Source organism: Nonomuraea sp. NPDC052116 (assembly GCF_040680035.1).
Lineage (GTDB): Bacteria > Actinomycetota > Actinomycetes > Streptosporangiales > Streptosporangiaceae > Nonomuraea > Nonomuraea angiospora_A.
The window spans coordinates 34243-58030 of record NZ_JBFAWA010000046.1 but is presented as its reverse complement, the minus strand read 5'-3'; the positions used below and the strand labels follow the sequence as shown (position 1 = coordinate 58030).

Sequence of the window (23788 nt, the reverse complement as noted above, 5' to 3'; positions counted from 1 at the left end):
AATTTCCTCCAGGTTAGTCGAAAAAGATGATCAGTCAGTGCCCGGCGTCCTCCCACGTACGCCCGACGCCCACGGAGACCTCCAGCGGGACGCGCAGGTGGTAGGCGGCGTTCATCTGGTCGCGCACGAGCCGCTCGAGCCGCTCCAGCTCCCCTGGCGCGACCTCGAAGACCAGCTCGTCGTGGACCTGCAGCAGCATCCTGGAGGCCAGCTTCTCCTCGCGGACGGCCTGGTGGACGTTGAGCATGGCGACCTTGATGATGTCGGCGGCCGAGCCCTGGATGGGGGCGTTGAGCGCCATCCGCTCGGCCATCTCGCGGCGCTGGCGGTTGTCGCTGGTGAGGTCGGGCAGGTAGCGGCGGCGACCCATGATCGTCTCGGTGTAGCCGTCGGTGCGCGCCTGCTGGACGATGGCCTGCAGGAAGTCGCGCACGCCGCCGAACTCGGTGAAGTATTCCTCCTTCAGCGCCCGCGCCTCCGCGACCGGGATGTTGAGCTGGCCGGACAGCCCGAAGTCGGACAGGCCGTAGGCCAGGCCGTAGTTCATGGCCTTGATGCGGGCCCGCAGCTCGCCGTCGATCTGCTCGGGCGGCAGGTTGAACACGCGCGCGGCGGTGGCCTGGTGGAAGTCGTGGCCCGACTCGAACGCCGCGATCAGCGACTCGTCGCCCGACAGGTGGGCCATGATGCGCAGCTCGATCTGGCTGTAGTCGGCCGTCAGCAGCGTCTCGTAGCCCTCGCCGACCACGAAGCCCTGCCGGATCCGGCGGCCCTCGGCGGTGCGGATCGGGATGTTCTGCAGGTTGGGCTTCTCGGAGGACAGGCGGCCGGTGGCGGCGATGATCTGGTTGAACGTGGTGTGGATGCGCCCGTCGTCGGAGATCTCCTTGATCAGGCCCTCGACGGTGGTGCGCAGCTTCTGCTGGTCGCGGTGGCGCAGCATGATCGTCGGCAGCTCGTGCTCGGTCTGCGTGGCCAGCCAGGCGAGCTGGTCGGCGTCGGTGCTGTAGCCGGTCTTGATCTTCTTCGTCTTGGGGAGGTTGAGCCGGACGAAGAGGATCTCCTGCAGTTGCTTGGGCGAGCCCAGGTTGAACTGCTCGCCGACGGAGCGGTGGGCCTCCTCCACGGCGTGCTTGACCGCGGCCCCGAACTCGGCCTCCAGGCCCGTGAAGTACTGGCCGTCGACGGCGATGCCCGCCCGCTCCAGCTCGGCCAGCACGGTCAGCAGGGGCAGCTCGACGTCGGCCAGGAGCTGGGTGCCGCCGCGCCCGGCCAGGAAGGTCTCCAGGGAGTCGGCCAGCTCGCGCACGGCGTGGGCGCGCAGCGCGAGGTCCTTGGCCGGAGCGTCCTCGTCGTCGCCGAACAGCGCGGCCTGCCCGGTGGACTCCTCCTCGGCCCGCAGGTCGCGGTGGAGGTAGCGCCTGGCGAGGTCCTCGAGCGCGAACGTGCGCTGCCCCGGCATCGCCAGGTAGGCCGCCAGCGCGGTGTCGCAGCTCAGGCCGCGCAGGTCCATGCCCTGCGCCCAGAGCGCCAGGATGGGCCCCTTGGCGTCGTGGACGGCCTTGGGGCGGCTCTCGTCGCCCAGCCAGGCCCGCAGGGCCGCCTCGTCGGCCTCGGTGAGCTTGACGGGGTCGATGTGGGCGGCGGTGCCGTCGGGCGAGGCGACGGCGATGGCGTCGATGCGGCCGGTGCCGCTGCCGTAGGCGCCCTTGAAGGCCAGCCCGGCCCGGCCCGCGGGCATCGCCGACAGCCAGCCGGCCACCCGGTCGGGGCCGAGCAGCACGGTCTCGACCTCGAAGCCCTGCTCGGGCTCCTGCTCGCCGCTGCCGAGCACCTTGAAGACGCGCTCGCGCAGCTCGCCGCGGATCTGCAGGGAGTCGAACAGCTTGTTGATCTCCTCGCGGTCCCACACGCCCTGTGTGAGGTCGCCGAGGTCGACGTCGAGCGAGACGTCGCGCAGCAGCTCGGTGAGGCGCCGGTTCATCAGCACCTGGGCGACGTGCTCGCGCAGCTTGTCGCCGACCTTGCCCTTGACCTCGTCGACCCGGTCGACCAGCGCGGTCAGCGAGCCGAACTCGCGCACCCACTTGGCGGCGGTCTTCTCGCCCACGCTCGGGATGCTCAGGAGGTTGTCGCTGGGGTCGCCGCGCAGGGCGGCGAAGTCGGGATATTGCTCCGGCGTCAGGCCGTACTTCTCGACCACGGCATCGGGGGTGAACCTGGTCATGTCGCTGATGCCGCGCCGGGTCATCAGGACGGTGACGTGCTCGTTGACCAGCTGCAGCGCGTCGCGGTCGCCGGTGACGATCAGCACGTCCATGCCCTCCCTGGCCGCGCGGGTGGCGAGCGTGGCGATGAGGTCGTCGGCCTCGAAGCCCGCCTTGGACAGGTGTGGGATGCGCAGGATGTCGAGCAGCTCGTAGATGAGCTGCATCTGACCGCGGAAGTCCTCCGGCGTCTCGCTCCGGTTGGCCTTGTACTCGGAGTAGGCCTCGTGGCGGAACGTCGGCTCCGACCTGTCGAAGGCCACCGCCACGTGGGTCGGCTGCTCGTCGCGCAGGACGTTGGTCAGCATCGAGGTGAACCCGTAGACCGCCTCGGTGTGCTGACCATCGGTGGTCATCAGGTTGGCGTCCTTGAGCGCGTAGAAAGCGCGGTAGGCCAGGGAATGCCCGTCAAGCAGCAACAGGCGCGGGCGGCTGGGGGTCACTTCACTCTTCGGCACACACGCAGCCTAGTCTGCGTCTGCGACAGAAAACCTGAGCTCGGAAGAGTGGAGACGTCCCTTTGACGCAGACCAACCCCTTGGACTTCTCGGTGCTCGGCGCCCTGCACGAGGGCACGCTGGCCGACCGCATGGGCATCGAGTTCCTCGAGGCCGGCCCCGAGCGGGTCGTGGGCCGCATGCCGGTCGCGGGCAACACCCAGCCCTACGGCCTGCTGCACGGCGGGGCCTCGGCGGTGCTGGCCGAGACGTTGGGCTCGGTGGCTGCCGCCATCCACGCGGGTCCGGAGCGCATCGCCGTGGGCATCGAGATCAACGCCACCCACCACCGCTCGGCGACCGCCGGGCACGTCACGGGCGTGGCGACCAGGCTGCACGGCGGCCGGACGCTGGCGACGTACGGCATCGAGATCACCGACGAGCAGGGAAAACTCGTGTGCACCTCTCGTCTCACGTGCATGTTGCGCGACAGGTGAAACTCCTGTCCCTTTGCGCGCCGCGCCCGTAGGTCGATACGGTGGTCCGAACGCGAGCCCGCGGGGTGGCCCAGTAGAAAACGTGTGCGGCCGGGGAAGCCCTACACGGTCCCAAAGGCCGCCCGCGCGGGCTCGTCCACGTTTTACGGCGATCGTTACGGATTCGTGCGCCGAGCCGCCAGGCGTCTACGGCGATTTAGCCCCTGACCTGGCTTGTTGTTTGCTCACATCAGCGACACACACATGTCACTAATTGGTGACGAACGATACTGAACCGGGCGTCACCAGAATAAGCTCCCGCCACAGCATCCCAGTTGTGCCTGCGATGCGCGCGTGTCGAGATGGAGGGGTTACAACCCCGCCTTGACCTACTTGAGGGAGCACCATTGCGCAGAGCCGTGATCGCGTTCACGGCCTTCCTGGGTGGACTCGTCTTCCTGCTGGCCAGCCCCGCTCACGCGGGGCCCGCCGACTGCCAGGGACTGAGGGGAACACTCAAACTCCAAGGCCAGCCAGTGAACGGCGCCAAAATCGCCGTGACCACCGAGAGCGGACAACCCGTTAAGGAGGTCACGAGCAACGCACAAGGCACTTGGGACGTTCCGGTCGACAAGCCCGGTAAGTACAAGGTCACCTTGGATGTCAGCAGTCTTCCGAAGAACGCGGAGGTGCGTGGCGGCAACAATGTCCGCACGCCGACCGTCTTCGAGGGCAACTGCTCGACGGTCCTGTTCGCCCTCCAGGCCAAGGGCGCTCCCGGGCAGCAGCAGGAGAGCGGCGGCGAGAGCTCGTTCTGGACGACGGCCGCGCAGCTGACCTTCGAGGGCCTGAACCTCGGCCTGATCATCGCCCTGGCCGCGCTCGGTCTGTCGCTCATCTACGGCACGACCGGCCTGACCAACTTCGCCCACGGCGAGCTGGTCACGCTCGGCGCGATCCTCGCCTACGCGTTCAACGTGGGCTTCGGGCTGCATATCATCCCGGCCGCCATCATCGCGGTCGTGGTCGGCGGCATGCTCGGCTACCTGCAGGACCGCCTGTTCTGGGGCCAGCTGCGCAGGCGCGGCACCGGCACCATCGCCATGATGATCATCTCGATCGGCGTGGCGCTGTTCCTGCGGTACGTGTTCCTGATCTTCTTCGGCGGCCAGAACGAGGCCTTCGCCCAGTACACGGCCCAGCCCGGCATCCAGGTCGGCCCCATCACGGCCGCACCCAAGAACTTCGTCGCCATGGGCATCGAGCTCGCGGTCCTGATCATCGTCGGCCTGGCCCTGATGCGCACCCGCACCGGCAAGGCGGCCCGCGCCGTGGCCGACAACCCCGCGCTCGCGGCCTCGTCCGGCATCAACGTCGACCAGGTCATCCGGATCATCTGGACCACGGGCGGCGCCATCGCCGCGCTGGCGGGCATCATGCTCGGCCTGTCGCAGAGCCTCAAATACACCATGGGCCAGGACATCCTGCTGCTCATCTTCGCCGGTGTGACGCTCGGCGGGCTCGGCACCGCGTTCGGCGCGCTGGTCGGCTCCTTGGTGGTGGGCCTGTTCATCCAGGTCTCCACCCTGTGGGTGCCGCCGGAGCTCAAGAGCGTCGGCGCGCTGGGCGTACTCATCATCGTGCTCCTCGTCCGGCCACAGGGCATCCTGGGCCGCCGCGAGCGGATCGGCTGATCGGGGGAGGATCAGAATGGACTGGATCACGATCATCAGCACCACGCTCAAGTCCGCCATCGGCGTGGACACGGTGCTGTACGCCCTCGCGGCCATCGGCATCAACATCCACTTCGGTTACACGGGCCTGCTCAACTTCGGCCAGGCCGCGTTCATGGGCGTGGCCGGCTACGGCCTGGCGGTCACCGTCACCGTCATGGGCCTGCCGTTCTGGATCGGCATCATCGTCGGCCTCGCCGCCGCCGTGCTGCTGGCGATCCTCATGGGCATCCCGACGCTGCAGTTGCGCGCCGACTACCTGGCCATCGTCACCATCGCGGCGGCCGAGATCATCAGGCTCGTCTTCCGCTCGGTGGCCTTCAAGTCGGTCTTCGGCGGCTCCGACGGCCAGCGCGGCTTCTCCGACGGCTTCTACGCCCTCAACCCGTTCTCCGAGGGGGACTACGGCTTCAACCTCGGCCCGGTGCCGATCTTCTTCAACAACCGGGTCCTGTGGGTGATGGTCGTCGGCTGGGCGCTGATCGCCATCTGCTGCGGCATCGTCTACCTGCTCATGAAGAGCCCGTGGGGCCGCGTGCTCAAGGCCATCCGCGAGGACGAGGACGCCGTGCGCAGCCTCGGCAAGAGCGTCTTCTCGTACAAGATGCAGTCGCTCATCCTGGGCGGCGTCATCGGCTCGCTCGGCGGCTTCATCTACGGCCTGGCCTTCGCCTCCGTGCAGCCGGACGTCTTCGGCACCGAGACGACCTTCTACGTCTACACCATGGTCATCCTCGGCGGCGCGGCCCGGGTGCTCGGCCCGGTCGTCGGCTCGATGATCTTCTGGGTGCTGCTGGTCTTCATCTACGGTGTGCTCACCGAGGCGGTCGGCGCCGGGTACATCACGTTCATGGACACCAACCAGGTGGGCGCTTTCCGCTACATCATCGTGGGTCTTGGCCTCATCCTGTTGCTCGTCTTCCGGCCACAGGGCGTCTTCGGTGACAAGAGGGAGATAGCAATCGATGCACGCTGAAACCACCACCACCGAGCGCAAGGCGGCCGCCCTGGCGGCGTTCAAGGACCTGGCGCGCGATCCCGGCGTGCCCAAGCCCGACCCCATCCTCGTGGTGGACAACGTCGTGCGCCGCTTCGGCGGCCTGACCGCGGTCGAGGTCGGACACGTCGAGATCCAGCGCGGTTCCATCACCGCGCTGATCGGCCCCAACGGCGCCGGCAAGACCACGTTCTTCAACCAGCTCACCGGGTTCGACACGGCCGACTCCGGCTCGTGGACGTTCAACGGGAAGTCCATGAACGGCGTGCCCGCGCACAAGGTGGCGCGCGCCGGCATGGTGCGCACGTTCCAGCTCACCAAGGCGCTGTCCCGGCTGACGGTCATGGAGAACATGCGCCTGGGCGCCCAGCAGCAGAAGGGCGAGAGCTTCTTCCGCGCGCTCATCCCGAGCCTGTGGCGCGGCCAGGAGGACGAGATCACGGTACGGGCCGAGGAGCTGCTGGAGCGGTTCAAGCTCGACGCCAAGCGCGACGACTTCGCCGGATCCCTGTCGGGCGGCCAGCGCAAGCTGCTGGAGATGGCCCGCGCGCTCATGGTCCAGCCCGAGCTGGTCATGCTCGACGAGCCCATGGCCGGGGTCAACCCGGCGCTGACGCAGTCGCTGCTCGGCCACGTCAAGGACCTGCGCGAGCAGGGCATGACGGTGCTGTTCGTGGAGCACGACATGGACATGGTCCGCGACATCAGCGACTGGGTGATCGTCATGGCGCAGGGTGCGGTCATCGCCGAGGGCCCGCCCTCGACGATCATGTCCGACGAGCGCGTGATCGACGCCTACCTGGGCGCCCACCACGACGCGCCGCTCTCGGAGACCGAGCTGGAGGCCCAGCTTCACGAGGCCGAGGCGGCGCTGGAGGCCGAGATCGAAGAGGAGACGCAGAAGTGACCGTCCCTGAGCCGGCCCAGTCGAAGGCGGCCGTCACCGACCGCGGCGACCACCTGGCAGGCGCCGAGGACGCCGTGCTGAGGTGCGACGAGCTGATCGCCGGCTACCTGCCGGGCGTCAACATCCTCAACGGCTCCGACCTCTACGTCAAAGAGGGCGAGCTGATCGGCATCATCGGCCCCAACGGCGCCGGCAAGTCGACCCTGCTCAAGGCCATGTTCGGGCTGGTCACCATCCGCAGCGGCACCGTGCTGCTCAAGGGTGAGGACATCACGAACATGAAGGCGCACTCGCTGGTCGCCCGCGGCGTCGGCTACGTGCCGCAGACCAACAACGTCTTCCCCAGCCTCACCATCGAGGAGAACCTCGAGATGGGCGCCTTCCAGGTGCCGGGGAAGTTCAAGGAGCGCTTCGAGTTCGTGGCCGAGCTGTTCCCCGCGCTCAAGGAGCGGCGCAAGCAGCGCGCCGGCTCCCTGTCCGGCGGTGAGCGGCAGATGGTCGCGATGGCCAGGGCCCTCATGACCGAGCCGTCCGTGCTCCTGCTCGACGAGCCGTCGGCGGGCCTGTCGCCCAAGCTGCAGGACCTGGTGTTCATCCAGGCCCAGCAGATCAACAAGGCGGGCGTGACGGTGATCATGGTGGAGCAGAACGCGCGGCGCTGCCTGCAGATCTGCCACCGCGGCTACGTCCTCGACCAGGGCCGCAACGCCTACACCGGCACCGGTCGGCAGCTCGCCAACGACCCCAAGGTCATCGAGCTGTACCTCGGCACGCTGGCCAAGGCGTAAGACGATCGAGAACGGCGAAGGGGCTCCCATGGGCCCCTTCGCCGTTCTTTAATGTGCGTTGTGAAACGTTTAGCGACAGTCGCGCTCATGCTTCCCGTCCTGCTCGTCGGCTGCCAGGGCAACGCCTCGTCCGCGTCCAAATACAGCACCGGCGGCGATCCCACCGACAGCCCCTGCGCCCGCGTGGTCTCGGCCATCGGGTACGCCAACCTCATGCTGAAACCGAAGGGTCAGGAGGACCGGCAATATTTCGAGGACGCCGTGATCGGCCGCCTGGCGGAGCTGCGCGGGATCACGCTGGAGTTCGGCGACCGGCTGCCCGACTCGCTGAAGGACGCCGTACAGACGATCAAGACCACGACCGCCGGCCTGTCCAGGAACGACGTGCCCCGGGAGCGGCAGGTGGCGCTGCTCAAGCAGTACCGCGTGGCCGCCGACCAGATCGTGGCGGGCTGCAAGTAGCGACGAGAAGGGCCCGGCCATGGCGGCCGGGCCCTTCCGTGTGAGGCGGCGGTACTAGCCGGCGATGTTGCCGGTGCGGTACTCGAGTGCCTTGGTGGCGTACTTGTTGTTGGCGCCGTACTGGTAGATGCCGATGGTGGCCACGGACGGGTCACCGGCCTCGTTGAACTCGACCGGGCCGCTGACGCCCTCGTAGTCGATGTCCTTGCCGGCCTTCAGCAGGTCCACGCACTCCTTGAAGCTCTTGCACTTCTCGCCGCCCTTGCTCACCTCGGCGAGCTTGGCCGCGATGTCCGTGCCGGCGTCGCTCTTGGCGGCCTCGGCCGCCAGCGCGATCAGGTTGGCGGCGTCGTAGGACTCGGGGGCGTAGCTGAAGTCCTGGAGCTTGGGGTTGACGGCCAGGAGCTTCTTCTCGAACTCCTCGGGGGCCGCGGCACCCGGGATCGTGCCCTTGACGCCGTCGAGCGTGCCCTTGGGCATCTTCACGTAGTTCGTGTTGGACGTGTTGCCGTCCACCATGTACCACTTGTGCTTGTCGGCGGGCAGGCCCTGCTTGACCAGCTCGGCCACGACCTTCGCGGTCTCCTCGAACCCGATCAGCACGATGCCCTTGGGGTTCTTGGCCTTGATCTTGGCCACGTCCGCGGAGAAGTCGGCCGCCTTGGGGTCGTAGTCGACCCGCTCGACGACCTCGCCACCGCCGTCGGTGACCGTCTTCTGGACCTGGTCGGCCAGACCCGTGCCGTAGGAGTCCTGCATGGCCAGGATGCCCACCGTGTCGTTGCCGTCGGCCACCACGAGGTCACCCAGCACACGCCCCTGCAGCTTGTCGGGCGGCGAGGTACGGAAGTACAGGCCCTTGTCGTTGATCGTGGTGAACTTGTCCGACGTGTTCGCCGGCGAGAACTGCACCACACCCGCACCGGTGATCTTGTCGATCACCGACTCCGACACCGACGACGACGCGGCGCCGATGATGGCGTCGGCCTTCTGCGCCAGCAGCTTGTCCACCGACTGCGAGGCGATGTTGGTGGTGGTGTCACCCGAGTCGGTGTCGTACTTGGTGATCGGCTTGCCGAGCACGCCACCGGCCTCGTTGATCTCCTTGACGGCGGCGTCGACTCCCGCGATCTCGGGCGGGCCGAGGAAGGCCAGCGAACCGGTCTGGGGCAGCAGGGTGCCGATGGTGAGAGTGCCATCGCCCTTCGCCGCGGCGGGCGCCGACGACGACGGCGCGGCGGCAGACTCTGACGTCTGCGTGGCGGTGTTGCCGCCGCCACCGCCGCAGGCTGTCAGGGCGAGGCTGGTGGCAGCCACGACAGCCAGCGCCCGCCCCACGGGAGCAATGCGGATCATGAAGTGTCTCCTTCATTTCCAGGCCGGGATCGGTCAGCACCGCCGAGCGTTCCCGAACGAATGCAGGAAACGTATAAAACTGCTGCATGCTCCAACCAGATGCACTGGGGAACTGTCGGCACTTGGATGCGGAGTCGTAATCAGTCCTCAACTTACGGACCTGGGCAAGCGCGCTTAATCTGCATCGAGTGAAGCGCTTTACGGTCCCCCTCGCCATGGTGCTCCTCCTCGCCGGTTGCGCCGCCTCCGAACGGCCTTCGCCGCCACCCGCGACACCCCCGGCGGGCGTATCCGTCTCACTGGCGCAATGGCGTTCGGACGAGCCCGTGCACGCGCTGGAGGTGGCCGTCCGCAATACCACGGACACACCGGTCTATTTCGCCGACGTCCAGCTGGTCACGCCGTCATTCAAAACCCTGCCGGCGCAACGGACCGACGCCACCCTCAAGAAGACCGAGCGGACGGACCTGCGCATCACGTACGGGCCCGCCAACTGCCTCCCCCAGGGGCTGCCCGAGGTCCAGCCGGCCACGGTCGTGGCGCACGTCAGCACCGGCTCCGAGCCGCCGCGCAAGGTGGTCTTCACCGTCCCCCACCCCGACCCGCTGCTGGCCAGGCTGCTGCGCGACGAGTGCTCGGAGTTCCTGATCAAGGAGGCGGCGGACATCGAGTTCGGCCCGGAGTGGAAGGACATCGACAAGGCCATGCGGGGCACCCTGGTGATCACCCGGCGCGGGAACGGCGCCGTCACCGTGACCGACATGGGCGGGACCACCCACTTCATCGTCACGCCCGAGCACCGGCCCCTGGGCGTGCTGGCCGCCGGTCGGCAGCGGCTGGAGGTGCCGATCGCGCTCACCCCCGGCCGCTGCGACCCCCACGCGTTCGCCGAGGCCAAGAAGGCCTTCCTGTTCCCCGTGCGGGCCAGCATCGACGGGGGTCAGGAGCGCGTGGTCATCGTGGTGCCGCCCAAGCCGCTGCAGGACCGCCTCATCCCCTGGGCGATGAAGACGTGCGGCTTGGGCTCCTAGCCCTCGATCTTGCCGGTACGGTACTCCAGCGCCTTGCCGGGGTACTTGTTGTCGTCGCCGTACTGGTAGACGCCGATCGTGGCCACCGCCGGGTCACCGGCGTCGTTGAACTCGACCGGGCCGCTGAGGCCGTCGTAGTCGATGTCCTTGCCGGCCTTGAGCAGGTCGACGCACTCCTTGAAGCTCTTGCACTTCTCGCCGCCCTTGCTCACCTCGGGCAGCTTGGCGGCGATGGACGCGCCGGAGTCGTCCTTGGCCGCCTCGGCGGCGAGGGCGATCAGGTTCGCCGCGTCGTACGACTCGGCCGCGTACGTGAAGTCGCTCAGCTTGGGGCTGAGCTCGACGAGCTTCTTCCTGAACTCCTCGGGCGCCTCGGCGCCGGGGATGGTGCCCTTGACGCCCTTGAGCGTGCCCTTGGGCATCTTCTGGTAGTTGGTGTTCGACATGTTGCCGTCCACCATGTACCACTTGTACTTGTCCGTCGTCAGGCCCTGCTTGACCAGCTCGGCCACGACCTTGGCGCCCTCCTCGAAGCCGATCAGCACGATCGCCTTCGGGTTCTTCGCCTTGATCTTGGCCACGTCGGCGGAGAAGTCGGCCGCCTTCGGGTCGTAGTCGACCCGCTCCACGACGCTGGCGCCGGCCTCCTCGGCGGTCTTGGTGACCTGGTCGGCCAGGCCGGAGCCGTAGGAGTCCTGCATGGCCAGGATGCCGATGGTGTCGTTGCCGTCGGCGGCGATCAGGTCGCCGAGCACGCGGCCCTGGAGCTTGTCCGGCGGCGCCGTACGGAAGTACAGGCCCTTGTCGCTGATCGTGGTGAACTTGTCGGAGGTGTTGGCCGGCGAGAACTGCACCACGCCCGCACCCGTGATCTTGTCGATGATCGACTCCGACACCGACGACGACGCGGCGCCGATGATGGCGTCGGCCTTCTGGGCCAGCAGCTTGTCCACCGACTGCGAGGCGATGTTCGTGCTCGTGTCACCCGAGTCCGTGTGGACCTTGGTGATCGGCTTGCCGAGCACGCCACCGGCCTCGTTGATCTCCTTGACGGCCTGGTCCACGCCGGCGAACTCGGGCGGGCCGAGGAACGCGAGCGAGCCCGTCTGCGGCAGCACGGTGCCGAGGGTCAGCGTGCCGTCGCCCTTCGCCGCGGGCGCCGAGGAGGCCGCCGTGGACGGGGCCGCCGACTCGGACTGCTTCGCGGCCGTGTCGCCGCCGCCACCGCCACAGGCCGTCAGAGCCAGGCTCGCCGCGGCCGCGACGGCCAGCACGCGCCCCGTTGGAGCAATGCGGATCATAAAAGAGACTCCCCCTATCTCAACGAAGGAACGATCACCTTCGCTGGGTTTTCCGAGCTCAGCATGCCTGTTCGAACAGGTGATGGGGAGTTCTTACGCGGCTTTTATGCGGATTCGTAATGTCACAAACACTGATGGTAATGATGTGTTTCGTGTGAGTTACGGTCCTGTCAGACACGACACACCCCAGATCCGGAAATTTCCTGATCTGGGGTGTGATGGGCGCTCCTCAGCCCGCGATGTTGCCCTGGCGATATTCGACCGCCTTCGCCGCGTCGAACGTGTTGTCCGCCCTGTACTGGTAGACCCCGATCGTCGCCACCGACGGGTCGCCCACCTCGTTGAAGTCGACCGGCCCGCTGACGCCCTCGTAGTCGATGTCCTTGCCGGCCTTCAGCAGGTCCACGCACTCCTTGAAACCGGTGCACTTCTCGCCGGACTTGCTCACGGCCACCAGGTTCGCCGCGATGGCCGCCCCCGAGTCGTCCTTGGCCACCTCGGCCGCCAGCGCGATCAGCGTCACCGCGTCGTACGACTCCGCCGCGTACGTGAACTCGGTCAGCTTGGGATTGACCGCCAGCAGCTTCTTCTGGAACGCCTCGGGCGCCGCCGCGCCGGGCAGCGTGCCCTTGACGTCCTTGAGCGTGCCCTTCGGGGCCCTGACGAAGTTGGTGTTCGACATGTTGCCGTCCACCATGTACCACTTGTGCCTGTCCGCCGTCAGACCCTGCTTGACCAGCTCCGCCACGACCTTCGCCGTCTCCTCGAACCCGATCAGCACGATGCCCTTCGGGTTCTTCGCCTTGATCCTGGCCACGTCCGCGGAGAAGTCGGCCGCCTTCGGGTCGTAGTCCACCCGCTCCACGACCTCGCCACCACCGTCCGTGATCGTCTTCTGCACCTGATCCGCCAGACCCGTCCCGTACGAGTCCTGCATGGCCAGGATGCCCACCGTGTCGTTGCCGTCGCCCACCACCAGGTCACCCAGCACCCGGCCCTGCAGCTTGTCCGGCGGCGCCGTACGGAAATAGAGCCCCCGGTCGTTGATCGTGGTGAACTTGTCCGACGTGTTCGCCGGCGAGAACTGCACGACCCCCGCCCGGGTGATCTTGTCGATGATCGACTCCGACACCGACGACGACGCCGCGCCCACGATCGCGTCCACCTTCTGCGTCAGCAGCTTGTCGGCCGACTGCGAGGCGATGTTCGTGGTGGTGTCACCCGAGTCCGTGTCGTACTTGGTGACCGGCTTGCCGAGCACCCCGCCCGCCTCGTTCACCTCCTTGAGCGCCAGGTTCACACCCGTGAACATGGGCGGGCCCAGATACGCGAGCGAACCCGTCTGCGGCAGCACCGTGCCGATCGTCAGCGTGCCGTCCCCCTTCTTCGCGGCCCCGGCCGAGGAGGACGAAGCCGAGGCGGACCCGGCGGGGGCGGCGGTCGTGCCTCCGCCCGAGCACGCGACCAGCACCAGACACGCCGCCGTGACGGCGACCGGTAAGCGGGCGGCGGCGAGCACCGGTACGCGGATCGCTGTGGCGGCGACCGGCGTGCGGGAAATACGGATCATCGAAAGCGTCTCCGTTCGAGATGAGCGGACCTTCTGTCCGCCCATCAGTTACGCGCCGGGACACCTCCCACGAAAAGCACTCGAAGCCGGTTGGATGCCCACTCGTGACCACACCACAACCCACCGGCCCAAAAGACTTGATATAGGCCTTATTCAGCCCCGCTCGGCCGCGTCATCTATAACGATCTGAGCAACCTCACGCATGCTCAACCGCCGATCCATCGACGCCTTCTGGATCCACCTGAACGCCTGCGGCTCACTCCAGCCGTGCTGCGTCATCAGCTGACCCTTGGCCCGCTCCACCAGCTTCCTGGTCTCCAGCCGCTCCGACAGGCTCGACACCTCGGACGCCAGCGCCACCATCTCCTCGTGCCTGCTGACCGCCATCTCGATCGCCGGCACCAGATCCGCCTTCGTGAACGGCTTGACCAGATAGGCCATCGCCCCCGCGTCCCTGGCCCGCTCGACCAGGTCACGCTGGGAGAACGCGGTCAGGATCAGGCACGGGGCGATCCGCTCGGCCGCGATCCGCTCGGCCGCCGAGATGCCGTCGAGCACGGGCATCTTCACGTCCAGGATCACGAGGTCCGGCCTCAGATCGGCGGCCAGCCGGATCGCCTGCTCACCGTCCCCGGCCTCGCCCACGACGACGTAGCCGTCCTCCTGGAGCATCTCCTTGAGGTCGAGGCGGATCAGGGCCTCGTCTTCCGCGATCACTACTCGCCGCTGCGTACTCACGAGCAGAAGAGTACCGATGTCCGGTACATTAGAGCGACGCTGGCGGCCAGCAGGCGATCTAGCTCGGCGCTAGGATGCACCATAAATCCGGAAATGCCCCGGTATTCCAACGGCAGAGAAGATGGCCTCAAAATCCATTCAGTGTGGGTTCGAATCCCACCCGGGGCACTGACCAACCGCTCGGTTCTCTCCGCCGGGCGGTTTTGTCGCACCTGGATGCAACACTCTTCGCATGTACGATCTCGCCATCCGTGACGAAGCGCTCCGTTTGCTCGCATCAGGGATCAGCATTGGCGAGGCGAGCCGCCAGACTGGCCTCAGTCGGACCACCATCAGCCGGTGGCGCAATCGGCCTACCCACGACTCTCCCATGACCGGCACGTGCCCCCGCTGCGCGTCGCAGCCCCATCCTCCCTCTCCTGCAGGCAGTTATGCCTACCTGCTGGGCCTCTATCTCGGCGACGGCTGCATCTGCTGGGTCGGCGACCGGGACAAGCACGTGTGGGCCTTACGGATCATGTGCGCGGACAGCTGGCCTGGCCTCGTCCAGGAATGTATCGAGGCGCTCCAAGCCGTCCGCCCGACCAACAAGGTGCGCGTGGTGCAGAGGCACGGGTGCAGCGACGTGAACTCCTACTCCAAGCACTGGCCGCATCTGTTCCCGCAGCACGGCCCCGGCAAGAAGCACAACCGTGCGATCGTGCTCGACCCGTGGCAGCAGGAGATCGTCACGGCGCATCCCGGGCAGTTCGTGCGAGGCCTCATGCATTCAGACGGCTACCGAGGGATGAATCGCGTCCGCCGCGTCCTCCCCAGCGGCGTCCGCTGGTACGAGTATCCGCGTTACCTGTTCAAGAACGAGTCCCCCGACATTCTGGCACTCTGCGGTGACGCGCTGGATCTGCTCGGGGTCGCCTGGCGGTTCAACAAACGCAACGAGCTCTCGGTCGCCCGGCGGGAGGCGGTGGAGCTGCTCGACCTTCACGTCGGCCCGAAATACTGACCGGTCACCAGGGCATGACCCCGGCGTCGTCGTAGAAGCCGCCGGTCGGGCCGTCGGGGCCGAGGGTGGCCAGCCGGATGACGACGGCGGCCCCGTCCGCGGCCGTGCGGGTGGGTTTGTACGGCAGGTCCTTGGTCAGGTCGGTGGCGCAGGCGCCCGGGGCGGCGGCGTTGACAAGGATGCCTTCCTCGCGCAGTTCCTTGGCGTACTGGACGGTCAGGGAGTTGAGCGCGGTCTTGGACACGGGATAGGTGGCCGAGGGCGGCAGGGCGGACATGTAGTGGCCGGGGTCGGTGTGGTGGGCGAGGGAGCCGACGCCGCTGGAGACGTTCACGATGCGGGCCGCCGGTGAGCGTCTGAGCAGGGGGAGCATGGCGTTGGTGACCATGAGGACGCCGACGACGTTCGTCTCGAGCACCTCCCGGAGGGTCCGCGGGGACATGGCGCTGGGCGGGTCGCCCATGGGGCCCGCGATGCCGGCGTTGTTGACCAGCACGTCGAGGCGGGTCAGCGTGGCGGCGGCGGCGCCGATCGTGGCGGGGTCGGTGACGTCCAGCAGGACGGGGCGCACGTCGCCGCCCTCGGCGCGGAGCCGGGCGGCGGCCTCCTCCCCGCGTGCCCGGTCGCGGGAGGCGAGCAGCACCGTCATGCCCGTGCGCGCGAGTCCGGCGGCGACCTCGTATCCGATGCCCTTGTTCGCCCCGGTCACCAGGGCTGTGGTGTTGTCGGTCATGTCGGGAAGCACACCATCGCCGGCGGTTCCGGGGCCAACACCGGGTGGGTCTTGGGCCATACCCTGAGGGTATGGAAACGCGCGAGCTGGCCTATTTCGCCGCCGTCGCGGAGGAGCTGCACTTCGGGCGGGCGGCCGAGCGGCTGGGCATGGCGCAGCCGCCGCTGTCGAGGGCGATCCAGAAGCTGGAGCGGCGGCTCGGGGTGACGTTGTTCGACCGGTCGGGGCGGCGGATCTCGCTGACTCCGGCGGGCGAGGTGCTGGCCAGGGAGGCGGCCAAGGTCCTCGACGCGGTGGCCGCCGCGACGGTGCGCACGCAGCGGGCGGGGCACGCGGTGCCCCGGCTGGTGGTGGCGATGAAGGCGGGCGGCGACGGCGGCCTGCTGCCGGAGATCCTCGCCGCCTATCGCGACCATCCGGACGCCGTCGAGGTGGATCTGGTCCTGTGCGCGGTGACGGAGCGGGCGCGGATGCTGCGTGACGGCACGGCCGACGTGGCGTTCCTGCACAGCCCGTACGAGGATCTGACGGGTTTCGACAGCGAGCCGCTCCGTGAGGAGGGCAGCGTGGTGATCGTGCAGCCCAGGCACCGGCTGGCGGGGCGGCCCTTCGTGCGCCGGGCCGAGTTGGAGGAGGACCCGACTCCGCGCTGGCCGGGTCAGCATCCGGAGCCGCACGATCCGTCCATGGCGATGCAACTGGTGGCGTTGGGGCGGTTGATCGCGGTGGCGCCGGAGTCGGTGCGGGATCATCTGCGGCGGGATCTCGTGTGCGTTCCGGTGCTCGACGGCGCTCCGACGACGGTGGTGCTGGCCTGGCCGGAGGGGGTCCGGTCGCGGGCGCTGGCGGGGTTCGTGCACACGGCGACGACGGTCGCTGCCCGGAACCTGGCCGCCGCAGATGGGGATCACCTGGGCAAAACCGCGATCGAGGAGCTTTCGGGATCGCTCCCATCGGGAATATCGGTCTCAAGATCGATGAAGACGGGGGTGGGGCGGCATGCCGTTGAGCGTGGCGGCGAGGGAGGCGTTCCTGGCGGAGCCGCACATCGCGAGCCTGGCGGTGGAGACGGGTGACGGGCGCGCGCCGCTGATCGTGCCCGTCTGGTACGACTACGTCCCCGGCGGCGAGATCCGCTTCCTGACGGACGGCGGCTCGCGCAAGGCCAAGCTGATCGCGAAGGCGACCAGGTTCTCGATGCTGGTGCAGCGGGTCAGCCCGACCTACCGGTACGTGTCCGTCGAGGGGCCCGTCGTGCGCTCCGGGCCCACGACGCTGGAGGACCTGACGCGCATCTCCTCCCGCTACCTGCCGCCCGACGCGGTGGAGGGATACGTGCAGGGCTCGGACCTGCACGTGCTCATGACGTTCCGGATGCGACCCGAGCATTGGCTCTCCGCCGACCTGGGCGCTCTCGGCTGACCCGGAAACGGTATTTTTGGGCCCGTGACTGCTATCGATCCCACCTCGACCGGCGCGTTCGGCGTCGGCCTCGCGACCATCGCCGCCGACGGCACCGTACTCGACACCTGGTTCCCCGCCCCCGAGCTGGGCGACGCGCCCGCGACGGGCACCGAGCGGCTCTCCGCCGGCGAGGCCGGTGAGCTGGCCGAGCTGACGGGTCCCGACGCGGCGCGGGGCGTGGAGGTGGTGGCGGTGCGCACCGGCATCGCCAAGCTCTCCGAGGCGCCCGTGGACGCCCACGACGTCTACCTGCGGCTGCACCTGCTGTCCGCGCGCCTGGTCAGGCCGCACGGGGTCAACCTGGACGGCGTCTTCGGCCTGCTCGCCAACGTCGCGTGGACCAATTTCGGTCCGTGCCCGGTGCCGGACTTCGAGCGGACGCGCCTGCGGCTGCGGGCGAGGGGCGCGGTGACGGTGTACGGGGTGGACAAGTTCCCGCGGATGGTGGACTACGTGCTGCCGTCCGGCGTACGGATCGCCGACGCGGACCGGGTGCGCCTGGGCGCCCACCTGGCGAGCGGCACCACGGTTATGCACGAGGGCTTCGTGAACTTCAACGCCGGCACCCTGGGCGCCTCCATGGTCGAGGGCCGCATTTCGGCCGGCGTGGTCGTCGGCGACGGCTCCGACGTGGGCGGCGGCGCCTCGATCATGGGGACGCTGTCCGGCGGCGGCAAGCAGGTCATCTCGATCGGCGAGCGCTGCCTGCTCGGCGCCAACGCGGGCATCGGCATCTCGCTGGGGGACGACTGCGTGGTGGAGGCCGGGCTGTACGTGACGGCGGGCACGAAGGTCGCGCTCCCGGACGGCACGGTGGTGAAGGCGGCCGAGCTGTCGGGCTCGAACGGGGTCCTGCTGCGCCGCAACTCGCAGTCGGGCGCGGTGGAGGCGGTGCCGCGCACGGGCGGCGGCATCGAACTGAACGCCGCCCTGCACGCCAACTGACCCCCTGACCAACCCTATGGGCGGCGCCCCGCCACCGGCGCCGCCCGCGCTGGGGGCACATGGTGGTGGGGCCGCCCATCAAGACGCGTGGGCGCCCCCCAGGTCCTTCGCGCGATCAAGTCGGAACGCGCGGGCACCGTGGGCGTGCCCCGTCTCCCCCTGGCGCGCCGGTCAGGCGAAAACCACGGAGATGGCCCAGGGCGCGCCGTTACGGCGGCGCGCCGGTGAGGCGGGTAAGCGTCTCCCTGGAGGGCCCTCAGCCACGGGCGGCGGGTGGTGCCCACCGTGCGCAGCCGTAAAGGATTCAAAGACCGCCACGGCCGGCGGGTGGCGCCGACCGTGCGCAGCCGTAAAACTGAAGGTTAGTGCGTGTGGGAGACGGCCGAGCCGACGGTGTGGACGCGCAGGGCGTTGGTGGAGCCCGGGGTGCCGGGAGGCGAGCCGGCCACGATGACCACCTTGTCCCCCTTCTCCAGCCGCCCGGACGACAGCAGCGAAGCCTCCACCTGCCGCACCATGTCATCGGTGTGGTGCACGAACGGCACGTGGAACGTCTCCACCCCCCACGTCAACGACAGCTGCCCCCGCACGTGCGGCGACGACGTGAAGGCCAGCAGCGGGATCGGCGAGCGGTAGCGGGCCAGGCGGCGCGCCGTCTCCCCCGACATCGTGAACGCCACCAGTGCCTTGGCCCCCACGATGGCCCCCACCTCGGCCGCCGCCCGCGCGATGGCGCCGCCGGTGGTCTCCGGCATGCGCTCCAGCGTGTGCGTGGCGTGCAGGGACGTCTCCTCGGCGGCGCAGGCGATGCGGTCCATCGTGGAGACGGACTCGATCGGGTAGTTGCCGACCGACGTCTCGCCCGACAGCATGACCGCGTCGGCGCCGTCCATGACCGCGTAGGCCACGTCGGAGGCCTCGGCCCGGGTGGGGCGCGGGGCGTTCATCATCGAGTCGAGCATCTGGGTGGCGACGATGACCGGGTGGGCCTTCTCACGGCACAGCTCGATGATGCGCCGCTGCACGATCGGCACCTGCTCCAGCGGCAGCTCGACGCCCAGGTCGCCGCGGGCGACCATGATGCCGTCGAAGGCCTCGACGATCTCGGGGAGGCGGTCGACGGCCTGCGGCTTCTCGATCTTGGCGAGCAGCGGCAGGCGTACGGCCTCCTGCTCCATGATGTTGCGCACCACGTCGGCGTCGGACGGGCGGCGGACGAAGGACAGGGCGATCATGTCGAAGCCGGTGCGCAGCGCCCAGCGCAGGTCGGCCTCGTCCTTGTCGGTCAGGGCGGGGGCGCTGACGTTGACGCCGGGCAGGTTGAGGCCCTTGTTGTCGGAGATCATGCCGCCGATGACGACACGGGTGGTGATGCGCTCACCGTCGACGCGGGTGGCCTCGAGCACGAGGCGGCCGTCGTCGACGAGGATCGTGTCACCGGGGCGCACGTCGTTCGGCAGCCCCTTGTAGGTGGTGGAGACCTGCTCGCGGTCGCCCGGGACGTCTTCGGTGGTGATGGTGAAGACGTCGCCGAAGCCCAGCCTGACGGGGCCCTCCTCGAACGTGCCGACGCGGATCTTGGGGCCCTGCAGGTCGGCGAGCATGCCTACGCCGCGGCCGAGGTCGGCCGCCACCTCCCTGACCCGGTCGTAGACCTCTCTGTGCATGTCATGAGTGCCATGGCTGAGGTTGAACCGTGCCACGTCCATGCCTGCGGCGATCAGCTCGCGGAGGCGTTCTTTGGAGGAGGTGGCGGGGCCTAGGGTGCAGACGATTTTCGCGCGACGAGTCACGAGTCCTACCTTAATTGGTACAGACCACTTGGCAGTCACTGACGACGGAGAACGTAGCCTACGTAAGAGAACAGAACGAGAACGGCGACCCCCAGACGTACCAAGTTCGTGTACTGCTCCGGGTAGATCACGCCCTCGATGTAGTTGTCGATGAATCCGCCGCGGGGCAGCTCGGGCAGCCCTGCGTTGCGGCGTCCCCAGTCCTCGATCACGGTGAGCGGGCACTCGACGCCGGTCGCGAGTGAGAGCAGGCCCCAGCCGACCACGGCCAGGTGCGCCCAGATCGTACGCCGCCAGCGCCACGCGAGGAACCCGCCCACGGCCAGGTAGGCCAGGAACGCGAAGTGCACCACCATCGCGGCGTCCGCGATGATGCGATACATCATGGTTCGACGGTAGCCGCTTTCCATGCGTCCACGACACCGTGCCCGAAGAAGCCGTTGTCCGCCTGGTCTCCCTCGCAGACCTGCGTGACGTCCTGCCCGTAGGCTTTGTACACATATTGGCGGGGCGTGGGGCAGGCCTTGGGGGTGGCGGTCTTGTACAGCAGGTCCTCGACGGTGGTCGGGGCCAGTTCGAGGCCGCCCTTGCCGGGCTTGCCGAAGCGGCTGATGAGGATGGCGGCGACTCCCGTGGCGTGCGGGGCGGCCATGGAGGTGCCGTCGAGGTACTGGTAGTAGGCGCAGGTGTCGCCCTTGCAGTCCTTGACGACGTCGGCGCCCTTGGGCTCGCCCTTCGCGTCGATCCGCCCGGCGGCCCGCAGCACGTGCTCGGGCGCCGCGCCCAGGATCGAGCGGGTGGCCTTGGCGCCCTTGCCGTCCAGCGCGTCGCCGCCGGGCGCGGACACGTCGGCCTGCTCGGCGCCGTAGTCGCTGTAGATCGCCTTGCGGCCGGAGGGGCCGAGCCCGGCCACGGAGATGACGCCGGCGGACTCGGCGGGCACGTTGACGCAGGAGTTGTCGACCTGGCGCTCCTTCTTCTCGCCCACCGGGTAGCCGGGGCTCTCCTTGTCGACCTTGGGGTGGCCGAGGTCGGTGGAGCCGTTGCCGAGGGCGGAGATGAGGGTGACGCCGCGCTGGCGGGCGTAGTCGAGCGCCCGCTGCATGCCGGTGATGATGGCCGCCTGTTCGAGCTGTTCCTTCCTGGAGTCGGCCTTGTTGTTCGTGCAGTTGAACAGCCAGGGGTCGACGTAGTAGCTCATGTTCACGATGTCCACGCCGATGTCGCCGGCGTAGGTGAGCGCGTCGAGGCTGGGCTTGAGGAAGAAGAAGCCGGAGTCCTGGCCGGCTCTGATGTTCACGATCTGCACGCCGGGGGCGACGCCGGCGATGCCGATGCCGTTGATCGGGGCGGCGATCGTGCTGGCCACGTGGGTGCCGTGGCCGTCGTCGTCCTCGTCCACGGGGTCCTTGCAGCTGCTGACCTCGCAGGGGCCGTCGAGCGTCTCGCCGTCCTCGTCCTTGGGCTTGTCGGTGACGAAGTTGCGGCTGAGCTCGCGGTTGAAGTTGGGGGCGATGTCGGGGTGCTTGCCGTCCACGCCGGTGTCGATGACACCGACCAGCACCTGCCTGCTGCCGGGTACCTTGGCGTTGGCGCGGTCGGCGCCGATCATCCGCATGTCCCACTGGCGGCCGGCGAGCGGCTCTCCCGAGCCGCTCTTGGTGAACGAGCGCGCGTCGGGGAAGGCCGCCGTCCGGCCCTTGGCTCCTCCGGTACGGCGGGTGGCGGCGCGGGCGGCGCCGGTTTCGGCGAAGCCGATGCTGCGGTCCGGGGACACCCCGACGACGGATCCGTCGGCGCCCACGTTCTCGACGAACCTGCCGCCGCCGCCCGTGGCCGTCAGGTAGCCGAGCTTGGCGTCGTTCGCGAGCGTGGTGCCGCCGGCGCTTTCGACGGCCTGCTGTGCCTGTTGCTGCCCGTCTTGGGCGTAGAAGACGAGGTATTCGGGGCCTCGGGGGGTGGCGGCGCGGGGCGGGGCCTGCGAGGTGCCGGCCGAGCAGGCGGCCATCGCGACCACGGTGGCCAACGCCGTCAAGCCAGAGGTGACCCGCCGCATTGCTCCCCCATCCGCCCAGTGCCGCAGATTCTGCATCTTCCCGACACTTACCAGGTGATGCAACTTACTGACGAAATTTCGGCCTAAAGGTAGCTAAGCGGACCCCGGGTACGGGATCCGCTCAGCCCTGGGCTCAGGCCCGTACGCCGGGCTCCGGGGCCGGTTCCTGCGCGACCGGCTCGGACGGGGCCTGGTCGGTCAGGCGTACGTTCCTCAGGAACGCCAGCAGCAACGCGGCGGCCAGCAGGATCGGCCCCACCCACCCGAACACCCCGCTGATGGCGTCGGAGAAGGCGAGCTGCGTGGCGTGCCGCGCGGCCTCGGGCAGCGCCTGGATGGCCTCGGGCGTGAGCGAGGCCTGCCCCGGCGCGAGCCTGCCGCTGAAGACGCCGCCCAGCACCGCCACGCCCACCGCGCCGCCGACGCCCCGGGCGAACGTGACGGCCGAGGTCGCCGCGCCCCGGTCCGCCGCCGCGGTGGTGGTCTGCACGACCAGCAGCACGTTCTGCATGACCATGCCGAGCCCCGCCCCGAAGAGCGCCATGTACGAGCCGGAGACGAACCCGCTGGTCCCGAGGTCCATGGTGGAGAACAGGAGCCCGGCGACCCCGGCGAGCGCCGTCCCCGTGACCATGAACCACTTGAACCGGCCGAACCGGTGCACGAGCTGCCCCGTCAGCGTCGACGAGACGACCATCCCGACCATCATCGGGAGCAGCAGCAGCCCGGAGTCCGCCGCGCTCGCGCCGGTGGCCAACTGCAGGAACACGGGCAGGAACGTGGCCGCGCCGAGCATCGCGGTGGCCATGAGCACGACGGAGGCCACCGGGATCGTGAACGTCCGGTCGCGGAACAGCCGCAGCGGCAGCACCGGCTCGGCCGCCGTCCGCTCCACCAGCACGAACAGCACGGCCAGCAGCACCGCGCCGCCACCGAGCCCGATGACGACCGGCGAGGACCAGGCGTAGAGGGTGCCGCCCCAGGAGGCGAACAGCGTCAGGCAGGTCAGCAGCCCGGAGATGAGCACGGCGCCGAGCCAGTCGATGCGGTGCGGGGAGACGCGCTTGGGCAGCTTCAGCACGGCGAACGCCACGGCCAGCGCGATCACGCCGAGCGGCAGGTTGATGTAGAAGATCCAGCGCCAGGAGACGTGCTGGGTGAGGTAGCCGCCGAGGATCGGCCCTGCGATCGAGGCCAGCGTGAAGACCGCGCCGAAGATGCCCTGGTACTTGGCCCGTTCGCGGGGCGTGACCAGGTCGCCGACGATGGTCATGGTCAGCACCATGAGACCGCCCGCCCCGATGCCCTGGAAGGCCCGGAAGGCGATGAGCTGGCCCATCGACTGCGCGAGCCCGCACAGGGCCGAGCCGAGGACGAACAGGACGATGGCCGACAGGTAGAGGTTCTTGCGGCCGTACATGTCGCTGAGCTTGCCGTAGAGGGGCGTGGCGATGCCCGACGTCAGCGCGAACGCGGTGACCAGCCACGACAGGCTCTCCAGGCCGTTCAGCTCGCCCACGATGGTCGGCATGGCGGTCGCCACCACGGTCTGGTCGACGGCGGCCAGGAACATGGTGAGCATGAGTGAGGCCATGCTCACCCAGAGTGAGCGCCGAGGTGCTGCCTCGGGCGTGGTTGTGGATAGCATTGGTCGTCTCCTTGCTTCTTTCGCGAGGGCAGGAGTGATCCGCGGCGATCGGGGGTGCCACCCCGGTCGCCGCTTTCCCTATG

General features: G+C 68.7%; 21 protein-coding genes and 1 tRNA gene. 12 read left to right on the top strand and 10 right to left on the bottom strand.

The genetic code is table 11. The features are described from left to right. Positions 1–34: 34 nt before the first annotated feature. Positions 35–2725, bottom strand: a complete 2691-nt coding sequence (polA, locus tag AB0L65_RS54330; protein ID WP_364264001.1) for a DNA polymerase I — start codon at positions 2723–2725, stop codon at positions 35–37. Between the two features lie 131 nt (positions 2726–2856). On the opposite strand from polA, the gene AB0L65_RS54325 reads away from it, so the two are divergent. From AB0L65_RS54325 to AB0L65_RS54300, 6 genes are all read left to right on the top strand, one after another. After that, positions 2857–3201 (top strand): hotdog fold thioesterase, encoded by a 345-nt coding sequence (locus AB0L65_RS54325; protein WP_192794325.1) that lies wholly within the window; start codon positions 2857–2859, stop codon positions 3199–3201. A 386-nt stretch (positions 3202–3587) separates the two neighbouring features. Then, on the top strand, positions 3588–4874 hold the full coding sequence (locus AB0L65_RS54320; protein ID WP_364263998.1) for a branched-chain amino acid ABC transporter permease: 1287 nt from the start codon (positions 3588–3590) through the stop codon (positions 4872–4874). A gap of 16 nt (positions 4875–4890) precedes the next feature. Beyond that, complete coding sequence (locus AB0L65_RS54315) at positions 4891–5889, top strand: branched-chain amino acid ABC transporter permease (RefSeq protein WP_355191854.1); 999 nt, start codon at positions 4891–4893, stop codon at positions 5887–5889. Beyond that, positions 5879–6817, top strand: coding sequence for an ABC transporter ATP-binding protein (locus AB0L65_RS54310; protein ID WP_364263994.1), 939 nt, complete (start codon positions 5879–5881; stop codon positions 6815–6817). The genes AB0L65_RS54315 and AB0L65_RS54310 overlap by 11 nt, the downstream gene beginning before the upstream one ends. 53 nt (positions 6818–6870) lie before the next feature. Beyond that, on the top strand, positions 6871–7605 hold the full coding sequence (locus tag AB0L65_RS54305; protein ID WP_350726902.1) for an ABC transporter ATP-binding protein: 735 nt from the start codon (positions 6871–6873) through the stop codon (positions 7603–7605). Between the two features lie 87 nt (positions 7606–7692). Further along, on the top strand, positions 7693–8067 hold the full coding sequence (locus AB0L65_RS54300; protein WP_364263991.1) for a hypothetical protein: 375 nt from the start codon (positions 7693–7695) through the stop codon (positions 8065–8067). Between the two features lie 54 nt (positions 8068–8121). On the opposite strand, the gene AB0L65_RS54295 is transcribed toward AB0L65_RS54300, so the two are convergent. Continuing rightward, the gene (locus AB0L65_RS54295; RefSeq protein WP_364263988.1) at positions 8122–9423 is read right to left on the bottom strand and encodes an ABC transporter substrate-binding protein; all 1302 of its coding nucleotides are present in this window, start codon (positions 9421–9423) and stop codon (positions 8122–8124) included. Positions 9424–9611: 188 nt separating this feature from the next. Here AB0L65_RS54295 and AB0L65_RS54290 point away from each other — a divergent pair, with 188 nt between their 5' ends. Beyond that, positions 9612–10454: a hypothetical protein gene (locus tag AB0L65_RS54290; RefSeq protein ID WP_364263985.1), complete on the top strand. Its 843-nt coding sequence runs from the start codon at positions 9612–9614 to the stop codon at positions 10452–10454. Here AB0L65_RS54290 and AB0L65_RS54285 read toward each other — a convergent pair. The 3 genes from AB0L65_RS54285 to AB0L65_RS54275 all read right to left on the bottom strand — a co-directional run bounded on the left by AB0L65_RS54285 (position 10451) and on the right by AB0L65_RS54275 (position 14063). Next, entirely contained in the window at positions 10451–11755 is a 1305-nt protein-coding gene (locus tag AB0L65_RS54285) for an ABC transporter substrate-binding protein (RefSeq protein ID WP_364263982.1), read from the bottom strand. The two genes, AB0L65_RS54290 and AB0L65_RS54285, sit on opposite strands and share 4 nt — an antisense overlap. A gap of 229 nt (positions 11756–11984) precedes the next feature. Next, complete coding sequence (locus tag AB0L65_RS54280; RefSeq protein WP_364263979.1) at positions 11985–13325, bottom strand: ABC transporter substrate-binding protein; 1341 nt, start codon at positions 13323–13325, stop codon at positions 11985–11987. A gap of 153 nt (positions 13326–13478) precedes the next feature. Next, positions 13479–14063 carry a response regulator gene (locus AB0L65_RS54275; RefSeq protein WP_350726309.1) on the bottom strand — a complete coding sequence of 195 codons (585 nt, stop codon included), beginning with the start codon at positions 14061–14063 and terminating at the stop codon, positions 13479–13481. 95 nt (positions 14064–14158) lie between these two features. Here AB0L65_RS54275 and AB0L65_RS54270 point away from each other — a divergent pair. Together AB0L65_RS54270 and AB0L65_RS54265 are read left to right on the top strand one after the other, a co-directional pair. Continuing rightward, a tRNA-Leu gene (locus AB0L65_RS54270) sits at positions 14159–14231 on the top strand. A 64-nt stretch (positions 14232–14295) separates the two neighbouring features. Beyond that, positions 14296–15066 (top strand): helix-turn-helix domain-containing protein, encoded by a 771-nt coding sequence (locus tag AB0L65_RS54265; RefSeq protein WP_364263975.1) that lies wholly within the window; start codon positions 14296–14298, stop codon positions 15064–15066. A 4-nt stretch (positions 15067–15070) separates the two neighbouring features. On the opposite strand, the gene AB0L65_RS54260 is transcribed toward AB0L65_RS54265, so the two are convergent. After that, positions 15071–15799 carry an SDR family oxidoreductase gene (locus AB0L65_RS54260; RefSeq protein WP_364263972.1) on the bottom strand — a complete coding sequence of 243 codons (729 nt, stop codon included), beginning with the start codon at positions 15797–15799 and terminating at the stop codon, positions 15071–15073. Positions 15800–15870: 71 nt separating this feature from the next. Here AB0L65_RS54260 and AB0L65_RS54255 point away from each other — a divergent pair, with 71 nt between their 5' ends. Genes AB0L65_RS54255 through dapD form a run of 3 tightly spaced genes read left to right on the top strand, consistent with a single transcriptional unit; the run spans position 15871 to position 18208 of the window. After that, positions 15871–16875, top strand: a complete 1005-nt coding sequence (locus tag AB0L65_RS54255) for a LysR family transcriptional regulator (protein ID WP_364263969.1) — start codon at positions 15871–15873, stop codon at positions 16873–16875. Continuing rightward, positions 16799–17221 (top strand): pyridoxamine 5'-phosphate oxidase family protein, encoded by a 423-nt coding sequence (locus tag AB0L65_RS54250; protein WP_350726301.1) that lies wholly within the window; start codon positions 16799–16801, stop codon positions 17219–17221. The genes AB0L65_RS54255 and AB0L65_RS54250 overlap by 77 nt, the downstream gene beginning before the upstream one ends. Before the next feature lie 24 nt (positions 17222–17245). Continuing rightward, a complete protein-coding gene (gene dapD / locus AB0L65_RS54245) occupies positions 17246–18208 on the top strand; it encodes a 2,3,4,5-tetrahydropyridine-2,6-dicarboxylate N-succinyltransferase (RefSeq protein WP_350726299.1) in 963 nt (320 codons plus the stop codon). Between the two features lie 362 nt (positions 18209–18570). Here the strand turns inward: dapD and pyk are convergent, their stop codons facing one another. The 4 genes from pyk to AB0L65_RS54225 form a co-directional block, all read right to left on the bottom strand. Continuing rightward, on the bottom strand, positions 18571–20001 hold the full coding sequence (gene pyk / locus AB0L65_RS54240; RefSeq protein ID WP_355191838.1) for a pyruvate kinase: 1431 nt from the start codon (positions 19999–20001) through the stop codon (positions 18571–18573). Between the two features lie 35 nt (positions 20002–20036). After that, on the bottom strand, positions 20037–20387 hold the full coding sequence (locus tag AB0L65_RS54235; protein WP_364263966.1) for a DUF2784 domain-containing protein: 351 nt from the start codon (positions 20385–20387) through the stop codon (positions 20037–20039). Further along, positions 20384–22036: a S8 family serine peptidase gene (locus AB0L65_RS54230; RefSeq protein ID WP_364263963.1), complete on the bottom strand. Its 1653-nt coding sequence runs from the start codon at positions 22034–22036 to the stop codon at positions 20384–20386. Before AB0L65_RS54230 ends, AB0L65_RS54235 begins: the two co-directional genes overlap by 4 nt. Positions 22037–22190: 154 nt before the next feature. After that, positions 22191–23651: an MDR family MFS transporter gene (locus tag AB0L65_RS54225; protein ID WP_364263960.1), complete on the bottom strand. Its 1461-nt coding sequence runs from the start codon at positions 23649–23651 to the stop codon at positions 22191–22193. Between the last annotated feature and the right edge of the window lie 137 nt (positions 23652–23788).

Coding starts and splice junctions, on each gene's coding strand:
- AB0L65_RS54255 (WP_364263969.1), top strand. CDS start 15,871: ATGGAAACGCGCGAGCTGGCCTATTTCGCCGCCGTCGCGGAGGAGCTG.
- AB0L65_RS54265 (WP_364263975.1), top strand. CDS start 14,296: ATGTACGATCTCGCCATCCGTGACGAAGCGCTCCGTTTGCTCGCATCA.
- AB0L65_RS54310 (WP_364263994.1), top strand. CDS start 5,879: ATGCACGCTGAAACCACCACCACCGAGCGCAAGGCGGCCGCCCTGGCG.
- AB0L65_RS54280 (WP_364263979.1), bottom strand. CDS start 13,325: ATGATCCGTATTTCCCGCACGCCGGTCGCCGCCACAGCGATCCGCGTA.
- AB0L65_RS54325 (WP_192794325.1), top strand. CDS start 2,857: ATGGGCATCGAGTTCCTCGAGGCCGGCCCCGAGCGGGTCGTGGGCCGC.
- AB0L65_RS54225 (WP_364263960.1), bottom strand. CDS start 23,651: ATGGCCTCACTCATGCTCACCATGTTCCTGGCCGCCGTCGACCAGACC.
- AB0L65_RS54260 (WP_364263972.1), bottom strand. CDS start 15,799: ATGACCGACAACACCACAGCCCTGGTGACCGGGGCGAACAAGGGCATC.
- AB0L65_RS54285 (WP_364263982.1), bottom strand. CDS start 11,755: ATGATCCGCATTGCTCCAACGGGGCGCGTGCTGGCCGTCGCGGCCGCG.
- AB0L65_RS54300 (WP_364263991.1), top strand. CDS start 7,693: ATGCTTCCCGTCCTGCTCGTCGGCTGCCAGGGCAACGCCTCGTCCGCG.
- AB0L65_RS54295 (WP_364263988.1), bottom strand. CDS start 9,423: ATGATCCGCATTGCTCCCGTGGGGCGGGCGCTGGCTGTCGTGGCTGCC.
- AB0L65_RS54235 (WP_364263966.1), bottom strand. CDS start 20,387: ATGATGTATCGCATCATCGCGGACGCCGCGATGGTGGTGCACTTCGCG.
- AB0L65_RS54315 (WP_355191854.1), top strand. CDS start 4,891: ATGGACTGGATCACGATCATCAGCACCACGCTCAAGTCCGCCATCGGC.
- AB0L65_RS54250 (WP_350726301.1), top strand. CDS start 16,799: ATGCCGTTGAGCGTGGCGGCGAGGGAGGCGTTCCTGGCGGAGCCGCAC.